General features: G+C 65.9%; 37 protein-coding genes and 1 pseudogene. 34 read left to right on the top strand and 4 right to left on the bottom strand.

All coding sequences use genetic code 11. From position 1 onward, the window contains the following. The 30 genes from ACFOM9_RS15670 to ACFOM9_RS15525 all read left to right on the top strand — a co-directional run. A partial coding sequence (locus ACFOM9_RS15670) for an EF-Tu C-terminal domain-related protein (RefSeq protein ID WP_080265453.1) occupies positions 1-68 on the top strand: 68 nt, incomplete at its 5' end. A 464-nt stretch (positions 69-532) separates the two neighbouring features. Further along, positions 533-844: a 30S ribosomal protein S10 gene (gene rpsJ / locus ACFOM9_RS15665; protein ID WP_027080654.1), complete on the top strand. Its 312-nt coding sequence runs from the start codon at positions 533-535 to the stop codon at positions 842-844. Between the two features lie 11 nt (positions 845-855). Then, on the top strand, positions 856-1,509 hold the full coding sequence (rplC, locus tag ACFOM9_RS15660; RefSeq protein WP_386713032.1) for a 50S ribosomal protein L3: 654 nt from the start codon (positions 856-858) through the stop codon (positions 1,507-1,509). Positions 1,510-1,520: 11 nt separating this feature from the next. Further along, on the top strand, positions 1,521-2,126 hold the full coding sequence (gene rplD, locus ACFOM9_RS15655) for a 50S ribosomal protein L4 (RefSeq protein ID WP_386713029.1): 606 nt from the start codon (positions 1,521-1,523) through the stop codon (positions 2,124-2,126). Then, positions 2,123-2,422: a 50S ribosomal protein L23 gene (gene rplW, locus ACFOM9_RS15650; protein ID WP_386713026.1), complete on the top strand. Its 300-nt coding sequence runs from the start codon at positions 2,123-2,125 to the stop codon at positions 2,420-2,422. The genes rplD and rplW overlap by 4 nt, the downstream gene beginning before the upstream one ends. Before the next feature lie 10 nt (positions 2,423-2,432). Further along, positions 2,433-3,260 (top strand): 50S ribosomal protein L2, encoded by an 828-nt coding sequence (gene rplB, locus ACFOM9_RS15645; protein WP_386713023.1) that lies wholly within the window; start codon positions 2,433-2,435, stop codon positions 3,258-3,260. 6 nt (positions 3,261-3,266) lie between these two features. Continuing rightward, positions 3,267-3,536, top strand: a complete 270-nt coding sequence (gene rpsS, locus ACFOM9_RS15640; protein WP_386713020.1) for a 30S ribosomal protein S19 — start codon at positions 3,267-3,269, stop codon at positions 3,534-3,536. 13 nt (positions 3,537-3,549) lie between these two features. Next, positions 3,550-3,897, top strand: a complete 348-nt coding sequence (gene rplV, locus ACFOM9_RS15635; RefSeq protein ID WP_386713016.1) for a 50S ribosomal protein L22 — start codon at positions 3,550-3,552, stop codon at positions 3,895-3,897. A 3-nt stretch (positions 3,898-3,900) separates the two neighbouring features. Further along, positions 3,901-4,623, top strand: a complete 723-nt coding sequence (gene rpsC, locus ACFOM9_RS15630) for a 30S ribosomal protein S3 (RefSeq protein WP_386713013.1) — start codon at positions 3,901-3,903, stop codon at positions 4,621-4,623. 2 nt (positions 4,624-4,625) lie between these two features. After that, positions 4,626-5,039, top strand: coding sequence for a 50S ribosomal protein L16 (rplP, locus tag ACFOM9_RS15625; RefSeq protein WP_386713010.1), 414 nt, complete (start codon positions 4,626-4,628; stop codon positions 5,037-5,039). Then, positions 5,039-5,224, top strand: coding sequence for a 50S ribosomal protein L29 (rpmC, locus tag ACFOM9_RS15620; RefSeq protein WP_386713006.1), 186 nt, complete (start codon positions 5,039-5,041; stop codon positions 5,222-5,224). Before rplP ends, rpmC begins: the two co-directional genes overlap by 1 nt. A 12-nt stretch (positions 5,225-5,236) precedes the next feature. Next, complete coding sequence (gene rpsQ / locus ACFOM9_RS15615) at positions 5,237-5,500, top strand: 30S ribosomal protein S17 (protein ID WP_386713003.1); 264 nt, start codon at positions 5,237-5,239, stop codon at positions 5,498-5,500. A 13-nt stretch (positions 5,501-5,513) separates the two neighbouring features. Further along, positions 5,514-5,882, top strand: coding sequence for a 50S ribosomal protein L14 (rplN, locus tag ACFOM9_RS15610; RefSeq protein WP_027080643.1), 369 nt, complete (start codon positions 5,514-5,516; stop codon positions 5,880-5,882). A gap of 61 nt (positions 5,883-5,943) precedes the next feature. After that, positions 5,944-6,258, top strand: coding sequence for a 50S ribosomal protein L24 (gene rplX, locus ACFOM9_RS15605; RefSeq protein ID WP_386713000.1), 315 nt, complete (start codon positions 5,944-5,946; stop codon positions 6,256-6,258). An 11-nt stretch (positions 6,259-6,269) separates the two neighbouring features. Next, complete coding sequence (rplE, locus tag ACFOM9_RS15600; RefSeq protein WP_386712997.1) at positions 6,270-6,809, top strand: 50S ribosomal protein L5; 540 nt, start codon at positions 6,270-6,272, stop codon at positions 6,807-6,809. A 15-nt stretch (positions 6,810-6,824) separates the two neighbouring features. Further along, positions 6,825-7,130, top strand: coding sequence for a 30S ribosomal protein S14 (gene rpsN / locus ACFOM9_RS15595; protein WP_386712994.1), 306 nt, complete (start codon positions 6,825-6,827; stop codon positions 7,128-7,130). Positions 7,131-7,215: 85 nt separating this feature from the next. Continuing rightward, positions 7,216-7,611, top strand: coding sequence for a 30S ribosomal protein S8 (rpsH, locus tag ACFOM9_RS15590; protein ID WP_386712991.1), 396 nt, complete (start codon positions 7,216-7,218; stop codon positions 7,609-7,611). Positions 7,612-7,624: 13 nt separating this feature from the next. Continuing rightward, positions 7,625-8,152 carry a 50S ribosomal protein L6 gene (gene rplF, locus ACFOM9_RS15585; protein ID WP_386712988.1) on the top strand — a complete coding sequence of 176 codons (528 nt, stop codon included), beginning with the start codon at positions 7,625-7,627 and terminating at the stop codon, positions 8,150-8,152. Between the two features lie 47 nt (positions 8,153-8,199). Beyond that, positions 8,200-8,553, top strand: a complete 354-nt coding sequence (rplR, locus tag ACFOM9_RS15580; RefSeq protein WP_386712985.1) for a 50S ribosomal protein L18 — start codon at positions 8,200-8,202, stop codon at positions 8,551-8,553. Between the two features lie 161 nt (positions 8,554-8,714). Then, entirely contained in the window at positions 8,715-9,245 is a 531-nt protein-coding gene (gene rpsE, locus ACFOM9_RS15575) for a 30S ribosomal protein S5 (RefSeq protein WP_386712982.1), read from the top strand. Continuing rightward, positions 9,238-9,435, top strand: coding sequence for a 50S ribosomal protein L30 (gene rpmD, locus ACFOM9_RS15570; RefSeq protein ID WP_386712979.1), 198 nt, complete (start codon positions 9,238-9,240; stop codon positions 9,433-9,435). Before rpsE ends, rpmD begins: the two co-directional genes overlap by 8 nt. A gap of 3 nt (positions 9,436-9,438) precedes the next feature. Next, entirely contained in the window at positions 9,439-9,885 is a 447-nt protein-coding gene (rplO, locus tag ACFOM9_RS15565) for a 50S ribosomal protein L15 (protein ID WP_386712976.1), read from the top strand. A 7-nt stretch (positions 9,886-9,892) separates the two neighbouring features. Beyond that, positions 9,893-11,239, top strand: coding sequence for a preprotein translocase subunit SecY (secY, locus tag ACFOM9_RS15560; RefSeq protein ID WP_386712973.1), 1,347 nt, complete (start codon positions 9,893-9,895; stop codon positions 11,237-11,239). A 472-nt stretch (positions 11,240-11,711) separates the two neighbouring features. Continuing rightward, positions 11,712-12,068 carry a 30S ribosomal protein S13 gene (gene rpsM / locus ACFOM9_RS15555; RefSeq protein WP_386712970.1) on the top strand — a complete coding sequence of 119 codons (357 nt, stop codon included), beginning with the start codon at positions 11,712-11,714 and terminating at the stop codon, positions 12,066-12,068. Between the two features lie 12 nt (positions 12,069-12,080). Next, the gene (gene rpsK, locus ACFOM9_RS15550; protein WP_386712967.1) at positions 12,081-12,473 is read left to right on the top strand and encodes a 30S ribosomal protein S11; all 393 of its coding nucleotides are present in this window, start codon (positions 12,081-12,083) and stop codon (positions 12,471-12,473) included. Positions 12,474-12,487: 14 nt separating this feature from the next. Then, positions 12,488-13,120: a 30S ribosomal protein S4 gene (gene rpsD, locus ACFOM9_RS15545; protein ID WP_386712964.1), complete on the top strand. Its 633-nt coding sequence runs from the start codon at positions 12,488-12,490 to the stop codon at positions 13,118-13,120. An 80-nt stretch (positions 13,121-13,200) separates the two neighbouring features. Continuing rightward, positions 13,201-14,199 carry a DNA-directed RNA polymerase subunit alpha gene (locus ACFOM9_RS15540; protein ID WP_386712961.1) on the top strand — a complete coding sequence of 333 codons (999 nt, stop codon included), beginning with the start codon at positions 13,201-13,203 and terminating at the stop codon, positions 14,197-14,199. Between the two features lie 26 nt (positions 14,200-14,225). Next, positions 14,226-14,597: a 50S ribosomal protein L17 gene (rplQ, locus tag ACFOM9_RS15535; protein WP_386712958.1), complete on the top strand. Its 372-nt coding sequence runs from the start codon at positions 14,226-14,228 to the stop codon at positions 14,595-14,597. A 119-nt stretch (positions 14,598-14,716) separates the two neighbouring features. Continuing rightward, positions 14,717-15,223: a disulfide bond formation protein B gene (locus ACFOM9_RS15530; RefSeq protein ID WP_386712955.1), complete on the top strand. Its 507-nt coding sequence runs from the start codon at positions 14,717-14,719 to the stop codon at positions 15,221-15,223. An 82-nt stretch (positions 15,224-15,305) separates the two neighbouring features. Beyond that, positions 15,306-16,691: a class II 3-deoxy-7-phosphoheptulonate synthase gene (locus ACFOM9_RS15525; protein ID WP_386712952.1), complete on the top strand. Its 1,386-nt coding sequence runs from the start codon at positions 15,306-15,308 to the stop codon at positions 16,689-16,691. Positions 16,692-16,838: 147 nt separating this feature from the next. Here the strand turns inward: ACFOM9_RS15525 and ACFOM9_RS15520 are convergent, their stop codons facing one another. From ACFOM9_RS15520 to typA, 4 genes and pseudogenes are all read right to left on the bottom strand, one after another. Further along, a complete protein-coding gene (locus tag ACFOM9_RS15520; protein ID WP_449284271.1) occupies positions 16,839-18,515 on the bottom strand; it encodes an amidase in 1,677 nt (558 codons plus the stop codon). A 163-nt stretch (positions 18,516-18,678) separates the two neighbouring features. Then, positions 18,679-19,197 (bottom strand): annotated as a pseudogene (locus ACFOM9_RS15515) (DUF2127 domain-containing protein). Further along, complete coding sequence (locus ACFOM9_RS15510; RefSeq protein WP_386712950.1) at positions 19,194-19,787, bottom strand: 2'-5' RNA ligase family protein; 594 nt, start codon at positions 19,785-19,787, stop codon at positions 19,194-19,196. The pseudogene ACFOM9_RS15515 and the gene ACFOM9_RS15510 overlap by 4 nt, the downstream one beginning before the upstream one ends. Further along, entirely contained in the window at positions 19,784-21,613 is a 1,830-nt protein-coding gene (gene typA / locus ACFOM9_RS15505) for a translational GTPase TypA (RefSeq protein WP_386712948.1), read from the bottom strand. The genes ACFOM9_RS15510 and typA overlap by 4 nt, the downstream gene beginning before the upstream one ends. Positions 21,614-21,771: 158 nt before the next feature. Between typA and ACFOM9_RS15500 the strand changes: the two genes are divergently transcribed. The 4 genes from ACFOM9_RS15500 (at position 21,772) to prpB (ending at position 25,734) form a co-directional block, all read left to right on the top strand. Further along, on the top strand, positions 21,772-22,266 hold the full coding sequence (locus tag ACFOM9_RS15500) for a peptidylprolyl isomerase (protein WP_386712945.1): 495 nt from the start codon (positions 21,772-21,774) through the stop codon (positions 22,264-22,266). A gap of 147 nt (positions 22,267-22,413) precedes the next feature. Beyond that, on the top strand, positions 22,414-23,613 hold the full coding sequence (locus tag ACFOM9_RS15495) for a pyridoxal phosphate-dependent aminotransferase (protein ID WP_386712942.1): 1,200 nt from the start codon (positions 22,414-22,416) through the stop codon (positions 23,611-23,613). Positions 23,614-23,726: 113 nt separating this feature from the next. Then, a complete protein-coding gene (locus tag ACFOM9_RS15490) occupies positions 23,727-24,713 on the top strand; it encodes a malate dehydrogenase (protein ID WP_386712939.1) in 987 nt (328 codons plus the stop codon). A gap of 139 nt (positions 24,714-24,852) precedes the next feature. Further along, the gene (prpB, locus tag ACFOM9_RS15485) at positions 24,853-25,734 is read left to right on the top strand and encodes a methylisocitrate lyase (RefSeq protein WP_386712936.1); all 882 of its coding nucleotides are present in this window, start codon (positions 24,853-24,855) and stop codon (positions 25,732-25,734) included. The last annotated feature ends 228 nt before the right edge of the window (positions 25,735-25,962 follow it).

Raw genomic sequence — 25,962 nt, 5'->3', positions numbered from 1 at the left:
TGCGCTTCGCGATCCGCGAGGGTGGCCGCACGGTCGGCGCCGGCGTGGTGGCCAAGATCATCAAGTGACGATTGGCCAGCCCAGCGCCCAGGCGCTGGGCGCCAACCAATCGCCATCCCTGGGTGCTTCATCGGGGATCCGGGGTTGGCTCTGCAGGCGAATCACTCTGCGAAAATGATCGAACCGGGCTTGCAATGATTTTGCCGGCCCCGCTATAATGTTCGACTACTTCGGGGATTGCCTTCGGGCATCCACGAAGACCGCGAAATGAGGCGCCGGATGCGCTTCGTTTTCGCCAGACACGGAAATGTCGCGTGGCAGCGCTCCACCCGTCCCGAAGTTCTTCGGGGCATATAGGGAGGAGCCAGCCGGCGCGTCTGCGATCCCAAGTCTGGCGGACCGGGTAACCGGTCCGTTCTTGCGTTCAGGATACTGCCGAGGCACGGACAACCTTCGGCAAGTCATTGTTTCCACGGGGCTCTGCGCAAACAGCCGCACAGCCTGTCGCTCTTTCAACGAAGGAATCTCCGTCATGGCGGACCAAAAGATCCGGATCCGGCTGAAAGCGTTCGATCATCGCCTGATCGACCGTTCGGCCAGCGAGATCGTCGAAACGGCCAAGCGGACCGGCGCCCAGGTGTGTGGCCCGATCCCGCTGCCGACCAAAATCGAGCGTTACACCATCCTGACGTCCCCGCACGTCGATAAGGATGCGCGTGACCAGTACGAAACCCGCACGCACAAGCGCGTGCTCGACATCATCGACCCCAACGACAAGACCGTGGACGCGCTGATGAAGCTCGAGCTCGCGGCTGGCGTCGACGTCCAGATCAAGCTGACCTGAGGGCCACGACCATGACCGCGAAGAAGTATTCGTTGGGCATCGTCGGCCGCAAGGCCGGCATGAGCCGCATCTTCACCGAGGATGGCGTGTCCATCCCGGTGACGCTGATCGAGGCGACCCCGAACCGCATCACCCAGGTGAAGACCCCCGAGACCGACGGCTACAGCGCCGTGCAGGTCGCCGTCGGCGTCAAGCGCGCCGCGCTGGTCAACAAGCCCGAAGCGGGCCACCTGGCCAAGGCCAAGGTCGAAGCCGGTCGTGGCCTGTGGGAGCTGCGCGTGGCCGACGACAGGATCGCCGACTTCAGCGTTGGCGGCGAGATCAAGGCAGACATCTTCGAAGTCGGCCAGATCGTCGACGTCGAGGGCGTCACCAAGGGCAAGGGCTTCCAGGGCACGATCAAGCGCTGGAACTTCAAGATGGGCGACGCGACGCACGGCAACTCGCTGTCGCATCGCTCGCCGGGCTCGATCGGCCAGCGCCAGACGCCGGGCCGCGTGTTCCCGGGCAAGAAGATGTCCGGCCACATGGGTGCCGTGCGCCAGAGCACGCAGCGCCTCGAGGTGGTCCGGGTCGACGCCGAGCGCGGCCTCATCGCGATCAAGGGCGCCGTGCCTGGCGCGCCGGGCGGCGACGTCATCGTCCGTCCGTCGAGCAAGGCATAAGGAGAACGACGATGGAACTTGCCATCAGAAATAGCAACGAGAAGCTGTCGGTTTCCGACGCCGTGTTCGGTCGCGAGTTCAGCGAGGACCTGGTCCACCAGGTCGTCGTCGCGTACCGCAATGCGGGTCGCGCCGGCACCAAGGCGCAGAAGACGCGCTCGGAAGTCAACGGCACCACCAAGAAGTCGAAGAAGCAGAAGGGCGGCGGCGCGCGTCATGGCGCCCTGACGGCCCCGATCTTCGTCGGCGGCGGCGTGACGTTCGCGGCCAAGCCGCGCAGCTTCGCGCAGAAGGTCAATCGCAAGATGTACCGCGCGGCGATTTCCGCGATCCTGTCGGAGCTCAACCGCCAGGGTCGGTTGACGATCGTTGACGGGTTCGACATCGATGCGTCCAAGACCAAGGGCCTGGTGTCCAAGCTGAAGGATTACGACCTGGGCCGCCGGCCGCTGATCGTGACCGAGGAAGCTTCCGAGCACCTGTACCTGTCCGCGCGCAACCTGCCATACGTGGAGGTGCGCGACGTGCAGGGCCTGGACCCGGTCGCGTTGGTCACTGCCGACAGCGTCCTGGTCACCAGCGATGCGGTGAAGAAGATCGAGGAGTGGCTGGCATGAACGACGCCAAGCTCTACAGCGTGATCCGTGCTCCGCGCGTGTCCGAAAAGACCGCGCGCCTGCAGGAAGTTTCCAACCAGTACGCGTTCGAAGTCGCGAAGACCGCGACCAAGGCCGACATCAAGACGGCCGTCGAACAGCTTTTCAGCGTCAAGGTCGAAGGGGTCAACGTGGTGAACGTGAAAGGCAAGAACAAGGCCTTCCGCAATCGCCAGGGCAGCCGCGGCGACTGGCGCAAGGCGTACGTGACGCTGGCCGACGGCCAGTCGATCGACGTGATGACGGCCAAGGCCTGAGGACGGACCGATGCCATTGATGACTTTCAAGCCTACTTCCCCCGGCCGCCGTTCCGCGGTGCGCGTGGTCACGCCCGACCTGCACAAGGGCGCGCCCCATGCGCCGTTGCTCGAAAAGCAGAGCAACAGCGGCGGTCGCAACCACCACGGCCGGATCACCACCCGGCACATCGGCGGTGGCCACAAGCAGCACTACCGCATCATCGACTTCAAGCGCGACAAGGAAGGCATTCCGGCGCGCGTGGAGCGGATCGAATACGATCCCAACCGCACCGCGCACATTGCGCTGCTGTGCTATGTCGACGGTGAGCGCCGCTACATCATCGCGCCCAAGGGCCTGAAGGCCGGCGACCAGGTGATCGCGGGCAACGACGCGCCGATCAAGACCGGCAACACGCTGCCGCTGCGCAACATCCCGGTCGGCTCCACGGTGCACTGCATCGAGATGAAGCCCGGCAAGGGCGCGCAGATCGCTCGCGCGGCCGGAGCAGGCGTGCAGCTGGTCGCCCGCGAGGGCGTCTACGCGACGCTTCGCCTGCGTTCGGGCGAGATGCGCCGCGTTCCGTCCGAGTGCCGCGCGACCATCGGCGAAGTCGGCAACGTCGAGCACAACCTCGAGAAGCTGGGCAAGGCCGGCGCCAGCCGCTGGCGCGGGATCAAGCCGACCGTCCGCGGCGCGGCGATGAACCCGGTCGACCATCCGCATGGTGGTGGCGAGGCGAAGGCCGGACAGGGCAACCCGCATCCGGTCACCCCGTGGGGCGTGCCGACCAAGGGTTACAAGACCCGCCACAACAAGCGGACGCAGCAGTTCATCGTGCGCGATCGCAGGAGCTAATCGACCATGGCACGTTCACTCAAGAAAGGTCCGTTCGTCGACCACCATCTCATCAAGAAGGTGGAAGCGGCGGGCAACACCAAGCGTCCGATCAAGACCTGGTCGCGTCGTTCGATGATCCTGCCGGAAATGGTGGGCTACACCATCGCCGTGCACAACGGCAAGAACCACGTTCCGGTGCTGGTCAACGAGAACATGGTCGGCCACAAGCTTGGCGAATTCGCGCTGACGCGGACCTTCAAGGGTCACGGCGGCGACAAGAAGTCCGGGAAGTAAGGAGATGACGACCATGTCCAACCAGAATGGGGCGAAGGCGATTCTTCGCAGCGCCCGCATCTCCCCGCAGAAGGCCCGCCTGGTCGCCGACCAGGTGCGCGGCCTGACCGCCGAACGGGCCGTCAACCTGCTGAAGTTCTCGGACAAGAAAGCCGCCCACCTGATCAAGAAGGTGGTGGAGTCGGCGATCGCCAATGCCGAGAACAACCAGGGCGCCGACGTCGACGAGCTGAAGGTCCAGACCATCATGGTCGACGAAGGCCCGACGCTGAAACGTTTCATGGCGCGCGCCAAGGGTCGCGGCACCCGCATCCTCAAGCGCACCAGCCACATCACCGTCGTCGTCGGCGAGGGGAAGTAACTCATGGGTCATAAAGTTCATCCGACCGGCATCCGCCTTGGCATCTCCAAGGACTGGAACTCGAAGTGGTATGCCGGCAAGAAGGAATACGCCGGTTATCTCGCCGCAGACCTCAAGGTTCGCGAGATGCTGCGCAAGAAGCTCGCCGCCGCGGGCATCAGCCGCATCATGATCGAGCGTCCGGCTAAGACCGCCCGCGTCACGATCCACACCGCCCGCCCGGGCGTGGTGATCGGCAAGCGTGGCGAGGACATCGAGAAGCTGCGCAAGGAAGTCTCCGACCTGATGGGCGTCCCGGCGCACATCAACGTCACCGAGGTCCGCAAGCCGGAACTCGACGCGCAGCTGGTCGCCGAGTCGATCGCGCAGCAGCTTGAGCGCCGCATCATGTTCCGCCGCGCGATGAAGCGCGCCGTCGGCAACGCGATGCGCCTGGGTGCGCTGGGCATCAAGGTCAACGTCGCCGGCCGCCTCAACGGCGCCGAGATCGCGCGTTCGGAGTGGTATCGCGAAGGCCGCGTGCCGCTGCATACGCTGCGTGCGGACGTCGACTACGGTTTCGCCGAGGCCAAGACCACCTACGGCATCATCGGCATCAAGACATGGGTCTACAAGGGCGAGATCTTCGATTTCTCCCAGGTCGGCCAGGAAAAGCAGGACGACACGCCGCGAGGTGACCGCGAGCGTCCGCGTGGACCGCGTCGTGAACGCGAGGCGAGGGACTGATCATGTTGCAACCCAAGCGAACCAAGTACCGCAAGATGCACAAGGGCCGCAATGACGGTCTGGCATGGAACGGCAACCTCGTCAGCTTTGGCGAGTATGGCCTGAAGGCCACGCAGACCGGCCAGCTGACCTCGCGCCAGATCGAGGCCGCGCGCCGTTCGATCAGCCGCTACGTCAAGCGCGGCGGCAAGATGTGGATCCGCGTGTTCCCTGACAAGCCGATCACCAAGAAGCCGATCGAAGTGCGGATGGGCTCGGGCAAGGGCGCCGTGGAGTTCTGGGTCGCCCAGATCCAGCCCGGCCGCATGATCTACGAGATCGAGGGCGTCGACGAGGCGACCGCGCGCGAGGCATTCCGCCTGGCCGCCGCCAAGCTTTCGGTCACCACCACTTTCGTGACCCGGACGGTGCGCTGATGGAACTCAAACAACTCCGCGAGAAGTCGGCCGACGACCTCAAGGCCCACCTGCTCGAGTTGCGCAAGGAGCAGTTCTCCCTGCGCATGCAGAAGGCCACCGGCCAGCTTGCCAAGACCCACGACGCGCGCCGCGTTCGTCGCGAAATCGCCCGCGTCAACACGCTGCTCGGCACGAAGCAGTAAGGACCCATGACCATGGACAACATTGATAAAAAGCAGCGCACGGTCGAAGGCCGCGTGGTCAGCAACAAGATGGACAAGACGGTGACGGTGCTCGTCGAGCGCCAGGTCAAGCACGCGCTGTACGGCAAGTACATCCGCCGCTCGACCAAGCTCCACGCCCACGATGCCGACAATGCCTGCAACGAAGGCGACGTCGTCCGGGTGGCCGAGATCGCACCGATGTCGAAAACCAAGAACTGGCGCGTGATCGAGATTCTCTCGCGCGCGGCCGAATAAGGGAGGCTGAACCATGATCCAGATGCAAAGCCACCTCGACGTGGCCGACAACTCCGGCGCCAAGGAAGTGATGTGCATCAAGGTGCTCGGCGGCTCCAAGCGCCGTTACGCCGGCATCGGCGACATCATCAAGGTGTCGATCAAGGATGCGATCCCGCGCGGCAAGGTCAAGAAGGGCGAGGTCTACGACGCCGTCGTGGTGCGCACCCGCAAGGGCGTCCGCCGCGCCGATGGTTCCTTGATCCGCTTCGACGGCAACGCCGCGGTGCTGCTCAACAACAAGCACGAGCCGATCGGCACGCGCATCTTCGGGCCCGTGACCCGTGAACTGCGTTCCGAGAAGTTCATGAAGATCGTCTCGCTCGCGCCCGAAGTGCTCTGAGCGGCCTAGACAAGCAAAGCTGGGCGAAAGCGACGCAGCCCCGGATTGAAGAGAGAACGATATGAACCGTATCAAGAAGGGTGACCGCGTGATCGTCACCGCCGGCAAGGACAAGGGCAAGCAGGGCGACGTGGTGCGCGTCATCGGCGACAAGGTCGTCGTGTCGAACATCAACATCGTCAAGCGCCACACCAAGCCGAACCCGCAGATCAACCAGCCGGGTGGCGTGATCGAGCGCGAAGCGCCGATCGACGCGTCCAACGTGATGTTGTTCAACCCTGCCTCCGGCAAGGGCGAGCGCATCGGTACCAAGGTCCTCGAGGATGGACGCCGCCTGCGCGTGTTCCGCTCGAGTGGTGAGGCGATCGACGCCTAAGGAATGCTGAGATGAATACCCGTCTGGAAAAGTTCTACAAGGAAGAAGTGGTGCCGAAGCTCATGGAGAAGTTCGGCTACACCAATCCGATGCAGGTGCCGCGACTGACCAAGATCACGCTCAACATGGGCGTGGGCGAGGCGGCGACCAACAAGAAGATCCTGGAGAACGCGGTCGCCGACATGTCGAAGATCTCGGGCCAGAAGCCGATCGTGACCAAGTCCCGCGTCTCGGTGGCCTCGTTCAAGATCCGCGACGGCTGGCCGATCGGCTGCAAGGTCACCCTGCGCCGCTCGAAGATGTACGAGTTCCTTGATCGCCTGGTGAACGTGTCGCTGCCACGCGTGCGCGACTTCCGTGGCGTTTCGGGCCGCTCGTTCGACGGCCGCGGCAACTTCAACATGGGCGTGAAGGAGCAGATCATTTTCCCGGAGATCGACTTCGACCAGGTCGACGCGCTGCGCGGCATGGACATCGCCATCACCACCACGGCGAAGACCAACGACGAGGCGCGGGCGCTGCTCGAAGCCTTCCGCTTCCCGTTCCGCTGATCCGAGGATAGAACCATGGCAAAGACATCAATGGTGAACCGCGAGACCAAGCGGACCAAGCTGGCGAAGAAGTTCGCAGCCAAGCGTGACGCGCTGAAGAAGATCATCAGCGACCAGGCGACCGGCTACGACGAGAAGATGGAGGCCGTGGTCAAGCTGCAGAAGCTACCGCGCGACTCCTCGCCTTCGCGCCAGACCACGCGTTGCGCCCTGACCGGTCGTCCGCGGGCGGTCTACAGCAAGTTCGGCCTGGGCCGCAACAAGCTGCGCGAAGCCACCATGCGCGGCGACGTGCCCGGCCTGCGCAAGGCATCCTGGTAACCGACCACAAACGTCCTGCCTTCCGGCGGGACCCCACGAAGACGTTCGCGAAAGCGGATATCGGTGTACTCAAAGGTAAACATCAATGAGCATGACTGATCCCATCGCCGACATGCTGACCCGCATCAGGAATGCGGCGGCAGTTGGCAAGCAGACGGTGAAGATGCCGTCGTCCAAGACCAAGGTCGCCATCGCCAAGGTCCTGCAGGACGAAGGCTACATCGGCGGTTCGCGCGTGACCGAGAACGGCGCCAAGGCCGAACTCGAGATCGAGCTGAAGTATTACGAAGGCCGCCCGGTGATCGAGCGCCTGCAGCGCGTGTCGCGCTCGGGCCTGCGCCAGTACCGCGGCAAGGACGCGCTGCCGACGGTCCTCAACGGGCTCGGTGTCGCCATCATTTCCACCTCGAAAGGCATCATGACCGATGCGCAGGCGCGCCAGCAGGGCGTCGGCGGTGAAGTCCTGTGCTTCGTGGCCTAAGGGAGTAACGAACATGTCCCGAGTAGCCAAGAAGCCGATCGTCCTGCCGAAGGGCGTCGAGCTGAACGTCCAGGCCGAAAGCGTCAGCGTCAAGGGCCCGAAGGGCACGCTGTCGATCGCCAAGCCGTCCGACGTCGACGTGCAGGTCGAGAACGGCCAGGCGCAGCTGTCGACCAGCGACGCCGAGAAGATCGCCATCACCGGCACCCTGCGCGCGATCCTCGCCAACATGGTGCACGGCGTGTCCGAAGGCTTCGAGCGTAAGCTTGAGCTGGTCGGCGTCGGCTATCGCGCCGCGATGGCAGGCAAGGACCTGAACCTGTCGCTGGGTTTTTCGCACCCGGTGCTGTTCAAGACCCCGGACGGCATCACCATCGCCACCCCGACCCAGACCGAGATCGTGGTCAGCGGCACCGACAAGCAGCAGGTCGGTGAAGTCGCAGCCAAGATCCGCGGCTTCCGTCCGCCGGAGCCGTACAAGGGCAAGGGCGTGAAGTACGCCGGCGAGAACATCATTCGTAAGGAAGCCAAGAAGGCCTGATCCCGCAAGGGATCCCAAGGTTTTCAGCTTTCGCCAGGAGCAAGAAGATGGACAAGAAAATCGCACGCCTGCGCCGCGCCAAGTCGACCCGCGCGCATATCCGCCAACTCGGCGTGCCGCGCCTGTCGGTGCTGCGCACCGGCCAGCACGTGTACGCGCAGCTGTTCAACGCTGACGGTTCGAAGGTGCTTGCCGCGGCCAGCACCACCCAGGCCGACGTCCGCGACGGCCTCAAGAGCGCCAAGAACACCGAGGCCGCCGCCAAGGTGGGCCGCGCCATCGCCGAGAAGGCCAAGGCCGCGGGCATCGAGAAGGTCGCTTTCGACCGTTCCGGCTACCGCTACCATGGCCGCATCAAGGCGCTGGCCGATGCCGCGCGCGAAGGTGGCCTGCAGTTCTGATGCTTGAACGCGTGGGGCGTTGTCCCCATGCACTGCTGTCCCTGCCGGCGCGGGTTGCGCCGGGCGGCGCGGCGGGTTCCCGCCACGACCGAAACGCCCGATCCATATCCCAACAATAAGCGGCGACAGCCGTAATCAAACTCTCCAGACAGGACAAGACAATGGCTAACGAACGCGATTCGCGCGGGCGCAACAACCGCGAGGAAATCGACGACGGGATGATCGAGAAGCTCATCGCCGTCAACCGCGTCTCCAAGACCGTCAAGGGCGGTCGCCAGTTCACCTTCACCGCGCTGACGGTGGTGGGCGACGGCAACGGCAAGGTCGGCTTCGGCTATGGCAAGGCGCGTGAAGTGCCGGTCGCGATCCAGAAATCGATGGAATATGCGCGCAAGGGCATGTCCAACGTCGAGCTCAACAACGGCACCCTGTGGCACGCGGTCAAGTCCGGCCACGGCGCGGCGCATGTGTACATGCAGCCGGCGTCCGAAGGTACCGGCGTGATCGCCGGTGGCGCGATGCGCGCCGTGCTCGAGGCCGTGGGCGTGAAGGACGTGCTGGCCAAGGCGACCGGCTCGCGCAACCCGATCAACCTGGTGCGCGCGACGCTCAAGGGGCTGACCGAAATGCATTCGCCGGCCCGCATCGCGGCCAAGCGCGGCAAGAAGGTGGAGGACCTGCATCATGGCTAAGAACGAAAACACCGGCGGCACCGTCAAGGTGCGCCTGGTCAAGGGGATGCGTGGCTCGCAGGCGAAGCATCGCCTGTCGGTCAAGGCGCTCGGCTTGAACAAGTTGAACGATGTCCGGGAACTCAAGGACAGCCCGCAGGTCCGTGGCCTGATCAACAAGGTCCACTACCTCGTCCGTGTGGAGGAATAAGACATGCGCATGAACACACTTTCGCCCGCAGACGGCGCTCGCCAGGAGCGCAAGCGCGTCGGCCGCGGCATCGGTTCGGGCCTGGGCAAGACCGCCGGCCGCGGCCACAAGGGCTCGTTCGCGCGCTCGGGCAAGGGCAAGATCAAGGCCGGCTTCGAAGGCGGCCAGATGCCGATGCACATGCGCCTGCCGAAGGTCGGCTTCCGTTCCAAGCTCAAGGGCGACACGGTGCAGGTCATGCTGTACCAGCTCGACAAGCTCGAGGGCGACATCGACCTGGCCGCGCTGCGTGCCGCCAAGCTGGTCCCGGCGAGCGCCAAGCAGGCCAAGATCGTGAAGAAGGGCGAGGTTTCCAAGAAGCTCGTGCTCAAGGGCCTGCTGGCCACGGCCGGCGCCCGCGCGGCGATCGAAGCCGCCGGCGGCAGCTTCACGTCGGTGGAAGCGGAGTAAGCAGCGCATGGCACGAAGCGGCAACGCGGTGGGCGGGCTCGGCAAGTTCACGGAACTGCGCCAGCGACTGCTGTTCGTGCTCGGCGCGCTGCTGGTCTATCGCGTCGGCTCCTTCATCCCCGTGCCGGGCGTCAACCCGCAGGCAATGCTGGCGTTGATGGAGCAGCAGAAGGGCACCATCGTGGACATGTTCAACATGTTCTCCGGTGGTGCGCTGTCGCGCTTCAGCCTGTTCGCGTTGAACGTGATCCCGTACATCTCGGCCTCGATCGTAATCCAGCTGCTGGTGCAGATCATGCCCAGCCTGAAGGCGATCCAGAAGGAAGGCGAGTCGGGTCGCCGGCGCATCACCCAGTGGTCGCGCATCGGCGCGATCCCGCTGGCGATATTCCAGGCCGCGGGCATCGCGACTGCGCTGCAGGGTGGCGGCGCCACCGGCGGCATCCAGGCCGTGTACAGCCCCGGCATCGGCTTCATCCTGACCGCGGTGGTGGCATTGACCGCGGGCACGATGTTCCTGATGTGGGTGGGCGAACAGGTGACCGAGCGCGGCGTCGGCAACGGCGTGTCGTTGATCATCTTCGCCGGCATCGTCGCCGGCCTGCCGGGGGCGGTCCTCACGACGCTCGAAGCGTTCAGTAACGGCGACATGAGCGCGATCACGCTGATCCTGATCGTGCTGGTGGTCTTCGCGTTCACCTTCTTCGTGGTGTTCGTCGAAAGCGGCCAGCGCCGGATCACGGTGAACTACGCCCGGCGTCAGGGCGGTCGCGGCGCCTACATGAACCAGAGCTCGTTCCTGCCGCTCAAGCTCAACATGTCCGGCGTCATTCCGGCGATCTTCGCCTCGTCGATCATCATGTTCCCGGCCACGGTCACGACATGGTTCGGCGGGCAGGGCGCCGGCGGCTTCCAGCTGACGCTGCAGAAGATCAGCCAGGCGCTGTCGCCGGGCGAGCCGCTGTACCTGATCCTGTTCGCGGCGCTGATTACTGGCTTCACGTTCTTCTACACCGCGCTGGTCTTCAACTCGCAGGAAACCGCCGACAACCTCAAGAAGTCGGGCGCGCTGATCCCGGGCATCCGCCCGGGCAAGGCGACGGCGGACTACGTGGACTCGGTGCTGACCCGGCTGACCGCCGCCGGCGCGGCCTACATGGTGCTGGTGTGCCTGCTGCCGGAGTTCATGCGCAAGGACCTCGGCGCGTCGTTCTACTTCGGCGGTACCTCGCTGCTGATCGTGGTGGTGGTGGTGATGGACTTCATTTCCCAGATCCAGGCCCACCTGATGTCGCACCAGTACGAAAGCCTACTCAAGAAGGCGAACCTCAAGGGCGGAGCCAGGGCGCGCTAGCGTCGGCATCGTCGGCGGACACTCGCCACGCGGGACGGACGCGGCCGACGCGGCGCGATCGGAACACCACTTCCATGTTCGTTGGAAGAGCGAAATCAAGGTCCACCCACGGAGCGGGAGGACGGCAGAAAGCGGCCCATCGGGCCGCGCCAGGATGGCGGTTTGACCCTCACAACGAGGGCTGATGGGCAACCCGGGCGGCGGTCTCGCGCACGGGTGGGCCAGTGCCGGTTCCCGCGCTTGAGTGGCGAGGGGCGGGCGGGGCGCCGGATCCACGGCGTCGCGTCCAGCACGGGTCCGTTGCCGGAGCATGGGCACACTCCCCATGCCGGAGCGGGGCATTGGCCGGTTCAGCGGCCAGATGCGGGCAGGATGCCGGCCCCCTTCCTAGCAACCCGAGACCCTGTTAGAATTTCGTGTTCACTCCGCCGGATTTCCCTGTCCGGCCGCCAAACAGTTGGAGATCTCGCGCATGGCGCGTATTGCAGGTGTCAACCTGCCTGCCCAGAAGCATGTCTGGGTCGGGCTGCAAAGCATCTACGGCATTGGCCGTACCCGTTCGAAGAAGCTTTGCGAATCGGCCGGCGTCAACTCGTCGACCAAGATCCGCGACCTGTCCGAGCCGGAAGTCGAGCGCCTGCGCGCCGAAGTCGGCAAGTTCGTGGTCGAGGGCGACCTTCGCCGCGAGATCGGCATGGCCATCAAGCGATTGATGGACCTGGCCTGCTACCGCGGCCTGCGCCATCGTCGCGGCCTGCCGCTGCGCGGCCAGCGCACCCGGACCAATGCCCGTACCCGCAAGGGTCCGCGCAAGGCCATCAGGAAGTAAAGGAAACAGACCATGGCCAAGCCAGCAGCAGCCAAACCGAAGAAGAAGATCAAGCGCGTCGTCACCGACGGCATCGCGCATGTCCACGCTTCGTTCAACAACACCATCGTGACCATCACCGACCGCCAGGGCAACGCGCTGTCGTGGGCGACTTCGGGCGGCGCGGGTTTCCGCGGCTCGCGCAAGTCCACCCCGTTCGCAGCCCAGGTCGCCGCCGAGAAGGCCGGCAAGGCCGCGCTCGACTACGGCGTGAAGTCGCTGGAAGTGCGCATCAAGGGTCCGGGTCCGGGCCGAGAGTCGGCCGTACGTTCGCTCAACAACGTCGGCTACAAGATCACCAACATCATCGACGTGACGCCCATCCCGCACAACGGGTGCCGTCCGCCGAAAAAGCGTCGCGTCTGAGGAGCTGAGAAAAGATGGCTCGTTATATCGGTCCCACCTGCAAGCTCGCCCGTCGCGAAGGCGCCGACCTGTCACTCAAGAGCCCGACGCGCGCGTTGGACTCCAAGTGCAAGCTGGAACAGAAGCCCGGCCAGCACGGCGCGACGAACACCCGTCGCGGCAAGCTGTCCGACTACGCCACCCAGCTGCGCGAAAAGCAAAAGGTCAAGCGCATCTACGGCCTGCTGGAACGCCAGTTCCGCAACTATTACAAGAAGGCCTCGACCAAGAAGGGCAACACCGGCGAGAACCTGCTGCAGTTGCTCGAAACCCGCCTGGACAACGTCGTCTACCGCATGGGTTTCGCGGTGACCCGCCCGGCCGCGCGCCAGCTGGTGTCGCATCGCGGCATCACGGTCAACGGCAAGCCGGTCAACCTGCCTTCGTACCAGGTCAAGGCAGGCGACGCGATCGCCCTGTCCGAGCGTGCGCAGAAGCAACTCCGCGTGAAGGAAGCGCTGACCGTGTCTTCGACGATGGACCTGTCCCCGTCCTGGGTCGAGGTCGACTCGAACAAGTTCAGCGGCGTGTTCAAGGCGGTCCCGGACCGCGGCGACCTGCCCGCCGACATCAACGAAGCGCTGATCGTCGAGTTGTACTCGAAGTAGGCAAGCGCCCGCTTCAGCCTTCCCGAAGCATTTGCATGGCATCGCCGGCCCCACCGGCGAGCCCCAGGAGACACCAGAACATGACGGCTAACGCCAACCAGGTCTTGCGCCCGCGTGGTCCCCAGATCGAACGCCTCGCGGGCAACCGCGCGAAGGTCGTGATCGAACCACTGGAGCGCGGCTACGGCCACACCCTCGGCAACGCGCTGCGCCGCGTGCTGCTGTCGTCGATCCCCGGCTTCGCGATCACCGAAGTCGAGATGGACGGCGTGCTGCACGAGTACAGCACGATCGAGGGACTGCAGGAAGATGTGCTCGAAGTCCTGCTCAACCTCAAGGATGTCGCCATCCGCATGGGCACTGGCGAGAGCTCCACGCTCACGCTCGCCAAGTCGGGCCCCGGCGTCGTCACCGCCGCCGACATCAAGACCGACCACAACGTCGAGATCCTCAACGGCGACCACGTGATCTGCCACCTGACCAAGGACGCGTCGATCAACATGCGTCTGAAGATCGAGCGCGGCTTCGGCTACCAGTCGGCAGCCTCGCGTCGTCGTCCGGACGAGGAAACCCGCGCGATCGGTCGACTGATGCTCGATGCCTCGTTCTCGCCGGTCCGCCGCGTGGCGTATGAAGTGGAAGCCGCCCGCGTCGAACAGCGCACCGACCTCGACAAGCTGGTCATCGACATCGAGACCAACGGCACGATCGATGCCGAGGAAGCCGTGCGCACTGCCGCCGACATCCTCACCGACCAGCTCAGCGTGTTCGGCGACTTCACGCACCGCGACCGCAGCGCGCCGAAGACCGCGCCGACCGGCGTCGACCCGATCCTGCTGCGCCCGATCGACGACCTCGAGCTGACCGTGCGTTCGGCCAACTGCCTCAAGGCCGAAAGCATCTACTACATCGGCGACCTGATCCAGAAGACCGAGGTCGAGCTGCTCAAGACCCCGAACCTGGGCAAGAAGTCGCTCACCGAGATCAAGGAAGTGCTCGCCCAGCGCGGCCTTTCGCTCGGCATGAAGCTCGAAAACTGGCCGCCGGCCGGCGTCTCCGCCCACGGCATGCTCGGCTAAGCCAAGAATCAACAGGAACCAAGACCATGCGCCACCAGAAATCCGGACGCAAATTCAGCCGCACCAGCGCGCACCGTGATGCGATGTTCACCAACATGGCCGCTTCGCTTTTCAAGCACGGACTGATCAAGACCACCCTGCCGAAGGCGAAGGAACTGCGTCGCGTCGCCGAGCCGCTGATCACGATGTCGAAGATCGATGGCGTCGCCAATCGTCGCCTGGCGTTCTCGCGCCTGCGCGACAAGGAAGCGGTCGGCAAGCTGTTCGTCGAGCTCGGCCCGCGTTACCAGGCCCGCCCGGGCGGCTACCTGCGGATCCTCAAGTGCGGCTTCCGCGACGGCGACAACGCGCCGATGGCGTACGTCGAACTCGTCGACCGGCCGCAGGCCGCCGAGTAGGCAGGCGGAACACCCGCATGCCACCAGAAACCCCGGTCTCCGCGCCGGGGTTTTTGCTATGGTGGCGCCGCCGCGGCGGGTGACCACCGCAATCGACACGAAGCACAAGGCGACCGGCCGTGACCTTCAATCCTTCCCGCTGGACCTTCCGCAGCCAGTGCCTCGCCGGTTTCCTGGTGTGCGTGGCCTTGGTCGGGTTCGCGATCTTCTCGCAGTTCCAGTGGGGCCTCGCGCCGTGTCCGCTGTGCATCTTCCAGCGCATCGCCTTCGCGGCGCTGGCGCTGGTGCTGTTGGTGGCGGGGCTGCACGCGCCGCGTGGCGCCGGCGGACGGCGCGCGTACGGCCTGCTGGCCCTCGTTCCCGTGCTTGTGGGCATCGGCATCGCCACGCGTCATGTCTGGCTGACCCATCTGCCGGCCGACCAGGTGCCGGCCTGCGGACCGCCGCTGTCTTTCATGATGGAAGCCAATCCGCTGACCGACGTGATCCGCCAGGTGCTGACCGGTTCCGGCGAGTGCGCGAAGGTCGACTGGACGTTCCTCGGCCTCTCGATGCCGGCCTGGAGCCTGCTCTGGTTCGTGCTGCTGGGACTGCTGGTGCTGTCCGCTGCGTTCAGGCGTCGCTGAACCGTCCGATGCGACGGGTTGCGGCGGGCTCGTTTCGGGCAGATGATGGCTTTCGCTGCGACGCAACATAAGCTGCCCGACGATGGCCCATTCCGAACGACCTGCCCTGCAACCTGTCAGCCTGCCCGAGGACTGGGCGCCGTCGAGCTGGCGTTCGCGCCCGGCGTTGCAGCTGCCCAGCTACCCCGATGCCGAGGTGCTCGCCGGCGTGCAGGAGGAACTGCGCGACCTGCCGCCGTTGGTGACCTCGTGGGAAATCACGGCCCTGAAGCAGCAGCTTGCCGATGCGCAGGAAGGTCGGCGCTTCCTGCTGCAGGGCGGGGACTGCGCGGAGAATTTTTCCGACTGCAGCTCGGATGTCATCTCCAACCGGCTCAAGGTGTTGCTGCAGATGAGCCTGGTGCTCGTGCACGGGCTGCGCCTGCCGGTGGTGCGCGTCGGCCGCTTTGCCGGCCAGTACGCCAAGCCGCGCTCGGCCGACACCGAGACGCGTGACGGCATCACCCTGCCGAGCTACCGCGGCGACATCGTCAATTCCCCCGGTTTCAGCGCGCAGGAACGCACGCCCGACCCGCGGCGCATGGTCAAGGCCCACGCGCGCTCGGCGATGACGATGAATTTCGTGCGCTCGCTGATCGACGGCGGCTTCGCCGACCTGCACCACCCCGAATACTGGGACCTGCGCTGGGTCGGGCATTCGCCGCTGGCCGACGAGTACCACCGCATGGTGTCCGGCATCGGCGACGCGGTGCGCTTCATGGAAACGCTGTCCGGGACCTCGGTGAACAACCTCAACCGGGTCGACTTCTTCACCTCGCACGAAGCCCTGCTGCTGCCCTACGAGGAAGCGCAGACCCGGCAGGTGCCGAGGCAGTGGGGCTGGTTCGACCTGTCCACCCACTTTCCATGGATCGGGATGCGCACCGCGGCGATCGACGGGGCGCACGTGGAGTATTTCCGCGGCATCCGCAATCCGGTGGCGGTGAAGATCGGTCCATCGGTGACGCCGGACCAGCTGCTGGCGCTGGTCGACGTGCTCAATCCCGACGACGAACCCGGCCGGCTGAGCTTCATCCACCGGATGGGCGCGACCCATGTCGCGTCCAGGTTGCCGCCGCTGCTTGATGCGCTCAAGCGCGACGGTCGCCGCGTGCTATGGATCTGCGATCCCATGCACGGCAACACCGAGGCGACCAGCAACGGCTACAAGACCCGGCGCTTCCGCAACATCCGCAGCGAGATCGAGCAGTCGTTCGACATCCACGCCGTCGCGGGCACGCGCATGGGTGGCGTGCACCTGGAGCTCACCGGCGAGGATGTCACCGAATGCACCGGCGGCGCGCGCGACCTGAGCGACCGCGATCTCGAACGTGCCTACCGCTCCAGCGTCGATCCGCGCCTGAACTACGAGCAGGCGCTGGAGACCGCCATGCTGATCGTGCGCAAGCAGAGCCTGCCGCGGACCTGATCCGGGGGCGACTGCCGCATGGCGCCAGCGTGGTGCCATTCGCACCCGGCGCCCAGCCGTCGCAGCCACGGCGCTTTTCCCTCACTCCAGGATAAGCACCTTCGTTGAAAGCGGGGCACGACGGATCGGCGCACCGTGATCCACTGACTACCGCTTCGCCGCTGTTGCCGTCGTCGCAGATCCAGGAGTGACGGTGGGCAGGAAGCGCGGCAGCTTGCGCGCTTTGGTGGCCTGCTCGAATGCGTAGGCCATCTCGACCATCCGCGGTTCGCTCCACGCCCGCCCCATGAACACGATGCCGACCGGCAGGCCGTGGCTGTCGCCCATCGGTACGGTGATGCTGGGCGTGCCGGCGGTGGCGGCGGCTCCGTAGCCGGCGCCAGTGAAATGGTCGCCGTTGACCGGATCGATCAGCCACGCAGGCGACGTCGCCGGTGCAACCAGCGCGTCGAGGCGTTGCGCCGCGAGCGCGGCGTCGATGCCTTCCGGTCCGGCGAGGCGGCGTGCCTTGGTGCGCGCGGCGAGATAGCCCGGCTCGCTGAGCGGACCCTTGGCCTGCGCCTGTTCGAAGATCTCCTGGCCGAAGAACGGCATCTCCTGGCCTGCATGCTGCCGGTTGAATTCGATCAGTTCCGCCAAGGTTCGGACCGGCGCCTCGCTCTTGCGCAGATATGTCTCGAGGTCGGCCTTGAGCTCGTACTTCAGGACCTCGAACTCGGCGTCGTTCCATTGCCCCAGGGTCGGGATCCTGGCGTCGACCACGGTCGCGCCAGCGGCCTCGATCGCCTGGATCGCCCGCTCCATCGCGGCGTCGACATCCGGCTGGTAGCCCATCAGTTCGCGCACCACGCCGATGCGGGCGCCCTCCAGGCCATCGGCCTTCAAATGCGCCGAGTAGTCCAGGACATGGTCCGCGCTCGCGCGGGTCGCGGGATCCGCAGCGTCGGTGCCCGTCATTGCCGTCAGCAGCGTCGCGGCGTCGGCGACGCTGCGTGCCATCGGCCCGGCGGTGTCCTGGCTGTGCGAGATCGGGATGATGCCGTCGCGGCTGACCAGCCCCACAGTCGGCTTGATCCCGACCAGCGCGGCAACCGCGGAGGGGCAGATGATGCTGCCGTCGGTCTCGGTGCCCACGCCGACCGCGGCAAGGTTGGCCGCGATCGCGGCGCCGGTACCGGCACTCGAGCCGCAAGGGCTGCGGTCGAGCGCATAGGGGTTGCGGGTTTGCCCGCCGCGCGCGCTCCAGCCGGAGGTCGAACGCGACGAGCGGATGTTGGCCCACTCGCTGAGGTTGGTCTTGCCTAGGATCACCGCGCCGGCTTCGCGCAGCCCGCGCACGAGGAATGCATCCGCCTTCGGGCGGTGGTCGGCGAGCGCGAGCGAGCCTGCCGAGTTCACCATCGGCGTCGCATCGATGTTGTCCTTCAACAGCACCGGGATGCCGTGCAATGCGCCGCGCAGCTTGCCGGACTTGCGCTCGGCGTCGCGCGCATCGGCCTCGGCGATTGCGTCGGGATTGAGTTCGATCACCGCATTGAGCGTCGGCCCGGCGTCATCGATGGCCGCGATCCGGTCGAGGTAGGCCACGGTCAACTCGTGGCTGGTGAGTTTGCCGCCAGACATGCGCGCCTGCAGGCCGGCAATGTCGGCTTCCTCGAAGGCGAAAGTGCCGGCAGTGCCGGTGGCGGCGGTTTCGGGTCCGGTTTCGGGGCCGGTGGGTGTGGCTGCGGCGGCTGCGGCTGCGGCGGGTGTTGCTGGTTGCGGGCCGCAGGCAGTGAGAAGCATGCAGGCCAGGAGTAGCCCGAACCTCGTTGGATGCGTCATGTGGTGCTCCCCGTGGCAGGGCTGCAGCATCGCGCGGTCTGGGTGGCGTGGGCAAGGAACGGGTTGGGTCGGTTTCCGCGAGCATCGGGGCTGAAGGCGCTCCCGCGAGTGCGTCGAATCAACCAAGTGCGTGAAGCCAGGCGACCTCGCGGCCGCGGGCGTTTCAACCGGGTCGCGCCGGATCCCGGATTCCGGTCGCGCGTGCCCGATGGGCCCGGTGCCGGCGCTTGATCAGGTCGCGCGCCAGCACCCACACGACGACGAGGTTGATTGCCACCACCGCCAGCGAGATCCAGCCCGGATGCCTCGCCAGCGCGAAGACATCGAACGGCAGGTAGGCCGCCGCGGTCACGCAGCCCAGCCAGGAAGCTCAGGACTTCGCCCGCCACAGGCCCCACGCTTCGAGCAGGTGCAACGCGCCGTAGAAGAACACCGCGGCTGCGGCCAGGTGCACTGCGCCGGGATTGATCGCGCCAACCAGCCACGCCATGGCGCCGTGCCCCGGGTCGAGCTGGAGGCGCGCGATCAACAGCTGCAGGAAATGCTGCAGTGGCGCCGGACCCAGCAATTCCAGCCCGCTGGCCGCCAGCACGGCGAGCGCGCCCTTGACCGCCTCCACGATCGCGATGACGTGCAGTCCCGGATGCGCATCCGGATCCGGGTCATAGGGCGCGTCCGTCACGACAGCGAACCCTGCTCCGGCGGGCGGGGCAATTCGGCGCGAGTCAACGCCCAGCTTCCGAGCGCGTCGTAGTGACCGCCGGGATTGAACAGCAGTTCGAAACGGTCAACGAGGAACGTGCCGGTCGAAGTGCAGTCGATGTCGTCCAGCCAGCCTTGGGGCTCGAGGTGCTTCTCGAGGTAGGCAAGGGTCAGGTGCGGCTGCGTGGTGACCAGGGCGGGGATGATCCCGCTTCGACGGATCGCGTCACGGGTGGCATCGCACAACGCCTGGAGCGCGTGGCACTGGGAAGGCAGGGCGACGATCACGCCCGACCCCGACCAGTAGGCGAGGCGCTCGATCCGGAAGGCGTGTGGCGGGATCTGCGCCGCGGCCCGGGCAAGCTGCTCCCGCAGCGACGGTGTTGCCAGATGCGGAGCGTCTTTGCCGATGAAGCACAGCGTTACATGCCATTGGTCCGGCGTGCGGAAAGACGACCGGAGTTTGAGCCCGCGTTCCCGGATGCCGTCCTGCAGCGCGGTGGCCGGCGGCGCGAGCCGTGCCGCCTCTTCCTTGTTTGGCCGCCAGCCCGGGAACAGCGCCTGGCTCACGCCGCGCGCGAAGCCCGCTTGCGGTCGGTTTCGGTGAGGAACTTCTTGCGCAGGCGGATTTCCTTCGGCGTGACTTCCACCAGCTCGTCGTCCTCGATGAAGTCCAGCGCCTGTTCCAGGGTGTACTTGATCGCCGGCGTCAGCTGGATCGCATCATCCTTGCCCGAAGCGCGCATGTTGGTCAGCGGCTTGGTCTTGATGACGTTGACGGTGAGGTCGTTGTCCTTGCTGTGGATGCCGACCAGCTGGCCTTCATAGACCTGGTCGCCTTCGGCGGCGAACAGCTTGCCGCGCTCCTGCAGTGGCCCGAGTGAGTAGGCCGGGGTCGCGCCGGGAGCGTTGGCGATCATCACCCCGTTGATGCGCTTGGCGATCGCGCCCTGTTCCTTGGGCCCGTAGTGGTCGAACACGTGGAACAGCAGGCCGGTGCCCTGGGTGAGGGTCTTGAATTCGTTCTGGAACCCGATCAGGCCACGGGCCGGGATCATGTAGTCCAGGCGCACGCGACCCTTGCCGTCGGACTCCATGTTCTTCAGCTGGCCCTTGCGGGTGCCGAGCTTTTCCATGACGCCGCCCTGATGGACTTCCTCGATATCGACCACCAGCTGCTCGATCGGCTCCATCTGCTGGCCGTCGATTTCCTTGATGATGACTTCCGGGCGCGACACCGCCAGCTCGAAACCTTCGCGGCGCATCGTCTCGATCAGCACCGACAGGTGCAGCTCGCCGCGGCCGGAAACCAGGAACTTGTCCGGGTCCGAGCCTTCTTCGACCTTCAGCGCGACGTTGTGCAGGGTTTCGCGCTCCAGCCGCTCGCGCAGCTGGCGGCTGGTGATGAACTTGCCGCCGCTGCGGTCCTTGTTGCCGGCGAACGGCGAGTTGTTGACCTGGAAGGTCATGCTGATCGTCGGCTCGTCGACGGTCAGCGCCGGCAGCGCTTCGGGCGCGTCCAGGGCACAGATGGTGTCGGAGATGCTGAGATCGGCGATACCGGACAGGGCGATGATGTCGCCGGCTTCGGCTTCCTCGACCTCGACCCGCTCCAGGCCCATGAAGCCGAGCACCTGCAACACCTTGCCCTGGCGCTTCTTGCCATGACGGTCGACCACGCTGACCGGCATGTTGGTCCGCACCTTGCCGCGCTGGATGCGGCCGACGCCGATCAGGCCGACGAAGTTGTTGTAGTCCAGCTGGCTGATGCGCATCTGGAAGGGGCCGTCCTGGTCCACGGTCGGCGGCGCGACGTGCTGCATGATCGCTTCGTAAAGCGGTGTCATGTCACCGTCGCGCGCGGTATCGTCGAGGCTGGCATAGCCGTGCAGCGCCGAGGCGTAGACGATCGGGAAGTCGAGTTGCTCGTTGGTCGCGCCGAGCTTGTCGAACAGGTCGAACACCTGGTCGATCACCCAGTCCGGGCGCGCGCCCGGGCGGTCGATCTTGTTGACCACCACGATCGGCTTGAAGCCCATCGCGAACGCCTTCTGGGTGACGAAGCGCGTCTGAGGCATCGGCCCGTCCATCGCGTCGACCAGGATCAGCACCGAATCGACCATCGACAGCACGCGCTCGACCTCGCCGCCGAAGTCGGCGTGACCGGGCGTGTCGACGATGTTGATGCGGTTGCCCTGCCAGGTGATGGCGGTGTTCTTGGACAGGATCGTGATGCCACGTTCCTTTTCCTGGTCGTTGCTGTCCATCACGCGCTCGGCGAGCACGGTGCGTTCGGAGAACGTTCCCGATTGCTTCAGCAGGCAATCGACGAGGGTGGTCTTGCCATGGTCGACGTGGGCGACGATGGCGATGTTGCGGAGGCGTTCTGTGGACATGACGAGGGGCGCGCCGGAACTGGTGAGGGCAGGGCGCGTCATAGGAAGTGGAGGAAGCCGAGTAGTATACCTCGCCGCCGCCCCGCAATTGAATCTCGTTGAATCCGGGGGCCAAGGCCGCATATCGGGCCCGCCCCCCACCCAGACCGAGGAATCCCATGTCCCTGAACGCCGTTTTCGATACCGACCGTGGCCCGATCAAGGTCGAGCTGTACCCCGACAAGGCCCCCCTGACGGTGGCCAACTTCGTCAACCTGGCCAAGCGCGGCTTCTATGACGGCCTGAGCTTCCACCGGGTGATCCCGGATTTCATGATCCAGGGCGGCTGCCCGCAGGGCACCGGCACCGGCGGCCCGGGCTACAAGTTCGAGGACGAGACCAAGAACGGGGTCCCGCATGAGCGCGGGGTGCTGTCGATGGCCAACGCCGGGCCCGACACCAACGGCAGCCAGTTCTTCATCACCCACATCAAGACCGACTGGCTCGATGGCAAGCACACCGTGTTCGGCAAGGTGGTCGAGGGCCTGGAAGCGGTGGACGCCGTCAAGCAGGGCGACACCATCAAGTCGGTGACGATCGAGGGCGATGCCGATGCCGCGCTGGCGGCCAAGGCCGACCGCGTCGCCGAATGGAACAAGATCCTCGCCGCCTGACCGCGGCGACAGGGCTCCCGGCACCCGCCCGGGCAGGCCGGCGCGGGTGGCCGGCGTGCTAAAATTCAGGCCTGCAACAGCGCGCGAAAATGCTCCTTGCCGCGCGCCATCCCGCAGTCCCGCTCCCCAAACTCCCGAGGTTCCGCGATGCCCCAGCTCGCCAAGCGCATGGGCCGTGCCAAGCCCAGTGCGATCATGGTGGTGGCCGAAAAGGCCAAGCAGCTCAAGGCCGAAGGCCGCGACATCATCAGCTTCTCGATCGGTGTCCCCAACTTCCTGCCCGGCGACCATGTGTACGCCGCCGCGCGCGAGGCGCTGGAGCACGACTCCGGCCAGTACGGCAGCAACCGCGGTTCCAACGAACTGCTCGACGCCTTCCTCAAGCACATCGAACAGGTCGGCCTGACCGGCTACACGCGCGCCAATTGCGCGACCGGAATCGGCGCCAAGCATGTGCTCTACAACCTGTGCGAAGCGCTGCTCGACGAGGGCGACGGCTTCGCCTTCGCCACCCCGTACTGGACCAGCTACGTCGACATCGGCGAGATCCTCGATGCCGACATCCAGCTGCTGCCGTGCCCGGCGGAGCAGGACTACAAGCTCACCCCCGCGCAGCTCGATGCGGCGTTGGCGAAAAAGCCCAAGGTGTTCCTGTTCAACAACCCGTCCAACCCGACCGGCATGGTCTACACCAGGGACGAGATCTCGGCGCTGGCCGACGTCCTCGTGAAGCATCCCGAGACCTGGGTGATCACCGACGACATCTACAACCGCATGGTGTTCGACGGCATCGGCTACCACAACTTCGTGCACGCCCGCCCCGAACTGCGCGAGCGGGTGGTGTTCATGGACTCGCTGTCCAAGACCTACGGCATGCCCGGCTGGCGCGCCGGCTTCATGGTCGGCCCGGAGGTGGTCGCCAAGGCCGTCACCACGATGAATTCCAACCACATCACCAACATCCCGGAAATCGTAACCGCGGCCGCCGTGGCGGCGCTGTCCGGGCCGCAGGACGTCCCCAACGCCAAGCGCGCCGAGTTCCAGGCCAAGCGCGACCAGGTGGTGGCCGCGCTGAACGCGATCCCGGGCGTGGTCTGCCCTGTTCCGCAGGGCGCCTTCTACGCATTCCCCGACATCAGCGTGGCCTTCGGCACGTCGCACGACGGCAAGACGATCGCCAACGACGTTGACCTGTGCAACGCGCTGCTCGAAGCCAAGGGCGTGGCCTGCGTGCCCGGCTCGGCGTTCGGCGAGCCGCGCGGCCTGCGCATCAGCTATACCTGCCCGACGCCGCAGCTGGCCCCGGGGCTGCAGCGCATCCAGGAGTTCTTCGCCGAGTTGAAGTGAGCCTTCGACCGGTTCCACCTTCGCTGTCCTCACGGCAGCGAGGGATCTTCCGTGTCTCTCCAGATCCCTTGCTTCGCACGTGACGACAAGTCCAACGTCACAGGAGTCCTTCGATGAAAACCCCCGTCCGCGTCGCCGTCACCGGTGCTGCCGGCCAGATCGGCTATTCGCTGCTGTTCCGCATCGCGTCCGGCGAAATGCTGGGCAAGGACCAGCCTGTCATCCTGCAGATGCTCGAACTGCCGATGGAAAAGGCCCAGGCCGCGCTCAAGGGCGTGATGATGGAGCTCGACGACTGCGCGTTCCCGCTGCTCGCCGGCATGGTCGGCACCGATGACGCCGAAGTCGCGTTCAAGGACGCCGACATCGCCCTGCTGGTCGGCGCGCGTCCGCGCGGCCCGGGCATGGAGCGCAAGGACCTGCTGCTGGAGAACGCGAAGATCTTCACCGCACAGGGCGCGGCGCTGAACAAGGTCGCCTCGCGTGACGTCAAGGTGCTGGTGGTCGGCAACCCGGCCAACACCAATGCCTACATCGCCATGAAGTCGGCGCCCGACCTCCCGGCGAAGAACTTCACCGCGATGCTGCGCCTGGACCACAACCGCGCGCTGTCGCAGCTCGCCGCCAAGGCCGGCGTGGCCGTGGGCGACATCGAGAAGCTGGTCGTGTGGGGCAACCACAGCCCGACCATGTATCCCGACTACCGCTTCGCCACCGCGGGCGGCGAATCGCTGAAGGACAGGATCAACGACGACGCCTGGAACGCCGAAACCTTCATCCCCACCGTCGGCAAGCGCGGCGCTGCGATCATCGAAGCGCGCGGCCTGTCGTCTGCTGCCTCGGCCGCGAACGCGGCTATCGACCACATCCACGACTGGATGCTGGGCAGCGACGGCAAGTGGGTGACGATGGGCGTGCCGTCGGACGGCAGCTACGGCATCCCGGAAGGCGTGATGTACGGTGTGCCGGTGATCACGAAGGACGGCGAATACACCCGCGTCGAAGGGCTCGAGATCGACGACTTCAGCCGCGCGGCGATGGACAAGACCCTCGCCGAGCTGGAAGAAGAGCGCGCCGGCGTGGCGCACCTGCTGGGCTGATCCTCGCCGCTCGTGCGAGCCAGAGAAGCCGGGCATTGCCCGGCTTTTTCGTGCAGGCCAGATGCGCAATGCCGCCGCCGGTCCGTGGGCGGGTCGCATGTGGCGTTGGGCTAAAATGCTGCACCCTTCCGGAGTCGCCATGAGTACCCAAACCTCCGCCGGCGCGCGTTTCCGCGCCGCCATCGAAGAAGAATCCCCGCTGCAGGTCATGGGCGCGATCACGGCCTATGCCGGCCTGATGGCAAGGCGCACCGGCTACCGGGCGCTATACCTGTCGGGCGGTGGCGTCGCGGCCAACTCGCTGGGCATGCCGGACCTGGGCATCAGCACCATGGAAGACGTGCTGATCGACGCGCGACGGATGGTGGATGCCACCGGGATGCCGCTGCTGGTCGACATCGACACCGGCTGGGGCGGGGCGTTCAACATCGCCCGCACCATCCGCAACTTCGAGCGCGTGGGCGTGGCCGCCGTGCACATGGAAGACCAGGTCGGGCAGAAGCGCTGCGGCCACCGACCGGGGAAGGAAGTGGTGCCCAAGGACGAGATGGTCGACCGGGTCAAGGCGGCGGTCGACGCGCGCACGGATTCGGGTTTCGTGATCATGGCGCGCACCGACGCCGCGGCGAGCGAAGGCATCGAGGCGGCGATCGAGCGCGCGGTGGCTTACGTCGAGGCTGGCGCCGACATGATCTTTCCCGAGGCGATGAAGACGCTCGACGACTATCGCCGATTCAAGGCCGCGGTGAAGGTGCCGATCCTCGCCAACCTCACCGAGTTCGGCTCGACGCCGTTCTTCACCACGGACGAACTGCGCGAGGCCGGCGTCGACATCGCGCTGTACTGCTGCGGCGCCTACCGGGCGATGAACAAGGCCGCGCTCGGCTTCTATGAAACCGTGCGCCGCGAAGGCACGCAGAAGAACATCATCGATCGCCTGCAGACGCGCGACGAGCTCTACGACTTCCTCGGCTACCACGCCTACGAGCAGAAACTCGACGAGCTGTTCTCGAAAGGCTAGCCAGCTGCCCGCGACGATCGGAGCATCGTTCGCGGGATAACCCGAATAGTCGGCCGGCAGGCCTGGAGAGAGTCGAAGTTCCTAGCCAGCCCCCTCTGGCCAGGCCCCACCGGCGCGTTGGACCGCGACGCGGGCCCATGCCTCGCGTGGCGTGGCTGCGATGCCCTCTCGGCATCGCGCCCTTGTCACAGCCAACGCGGATGCCGGCGCGAAGCGGACAGGCCCCGT

It is taken from the genome of Luteimonas notoginsengisoli (assembly GCF_042648885.1).
Lineage (GTDB): Bacteria > Pseudomonadota > Gammaproteobacteria > Xanthomonadales > Xanthomonadaceae > Luteimonas > Luteimonas notoginsengisoli.
This window is presented reverse-complemented; position numbering and strand designations above follow the sequence as displayed.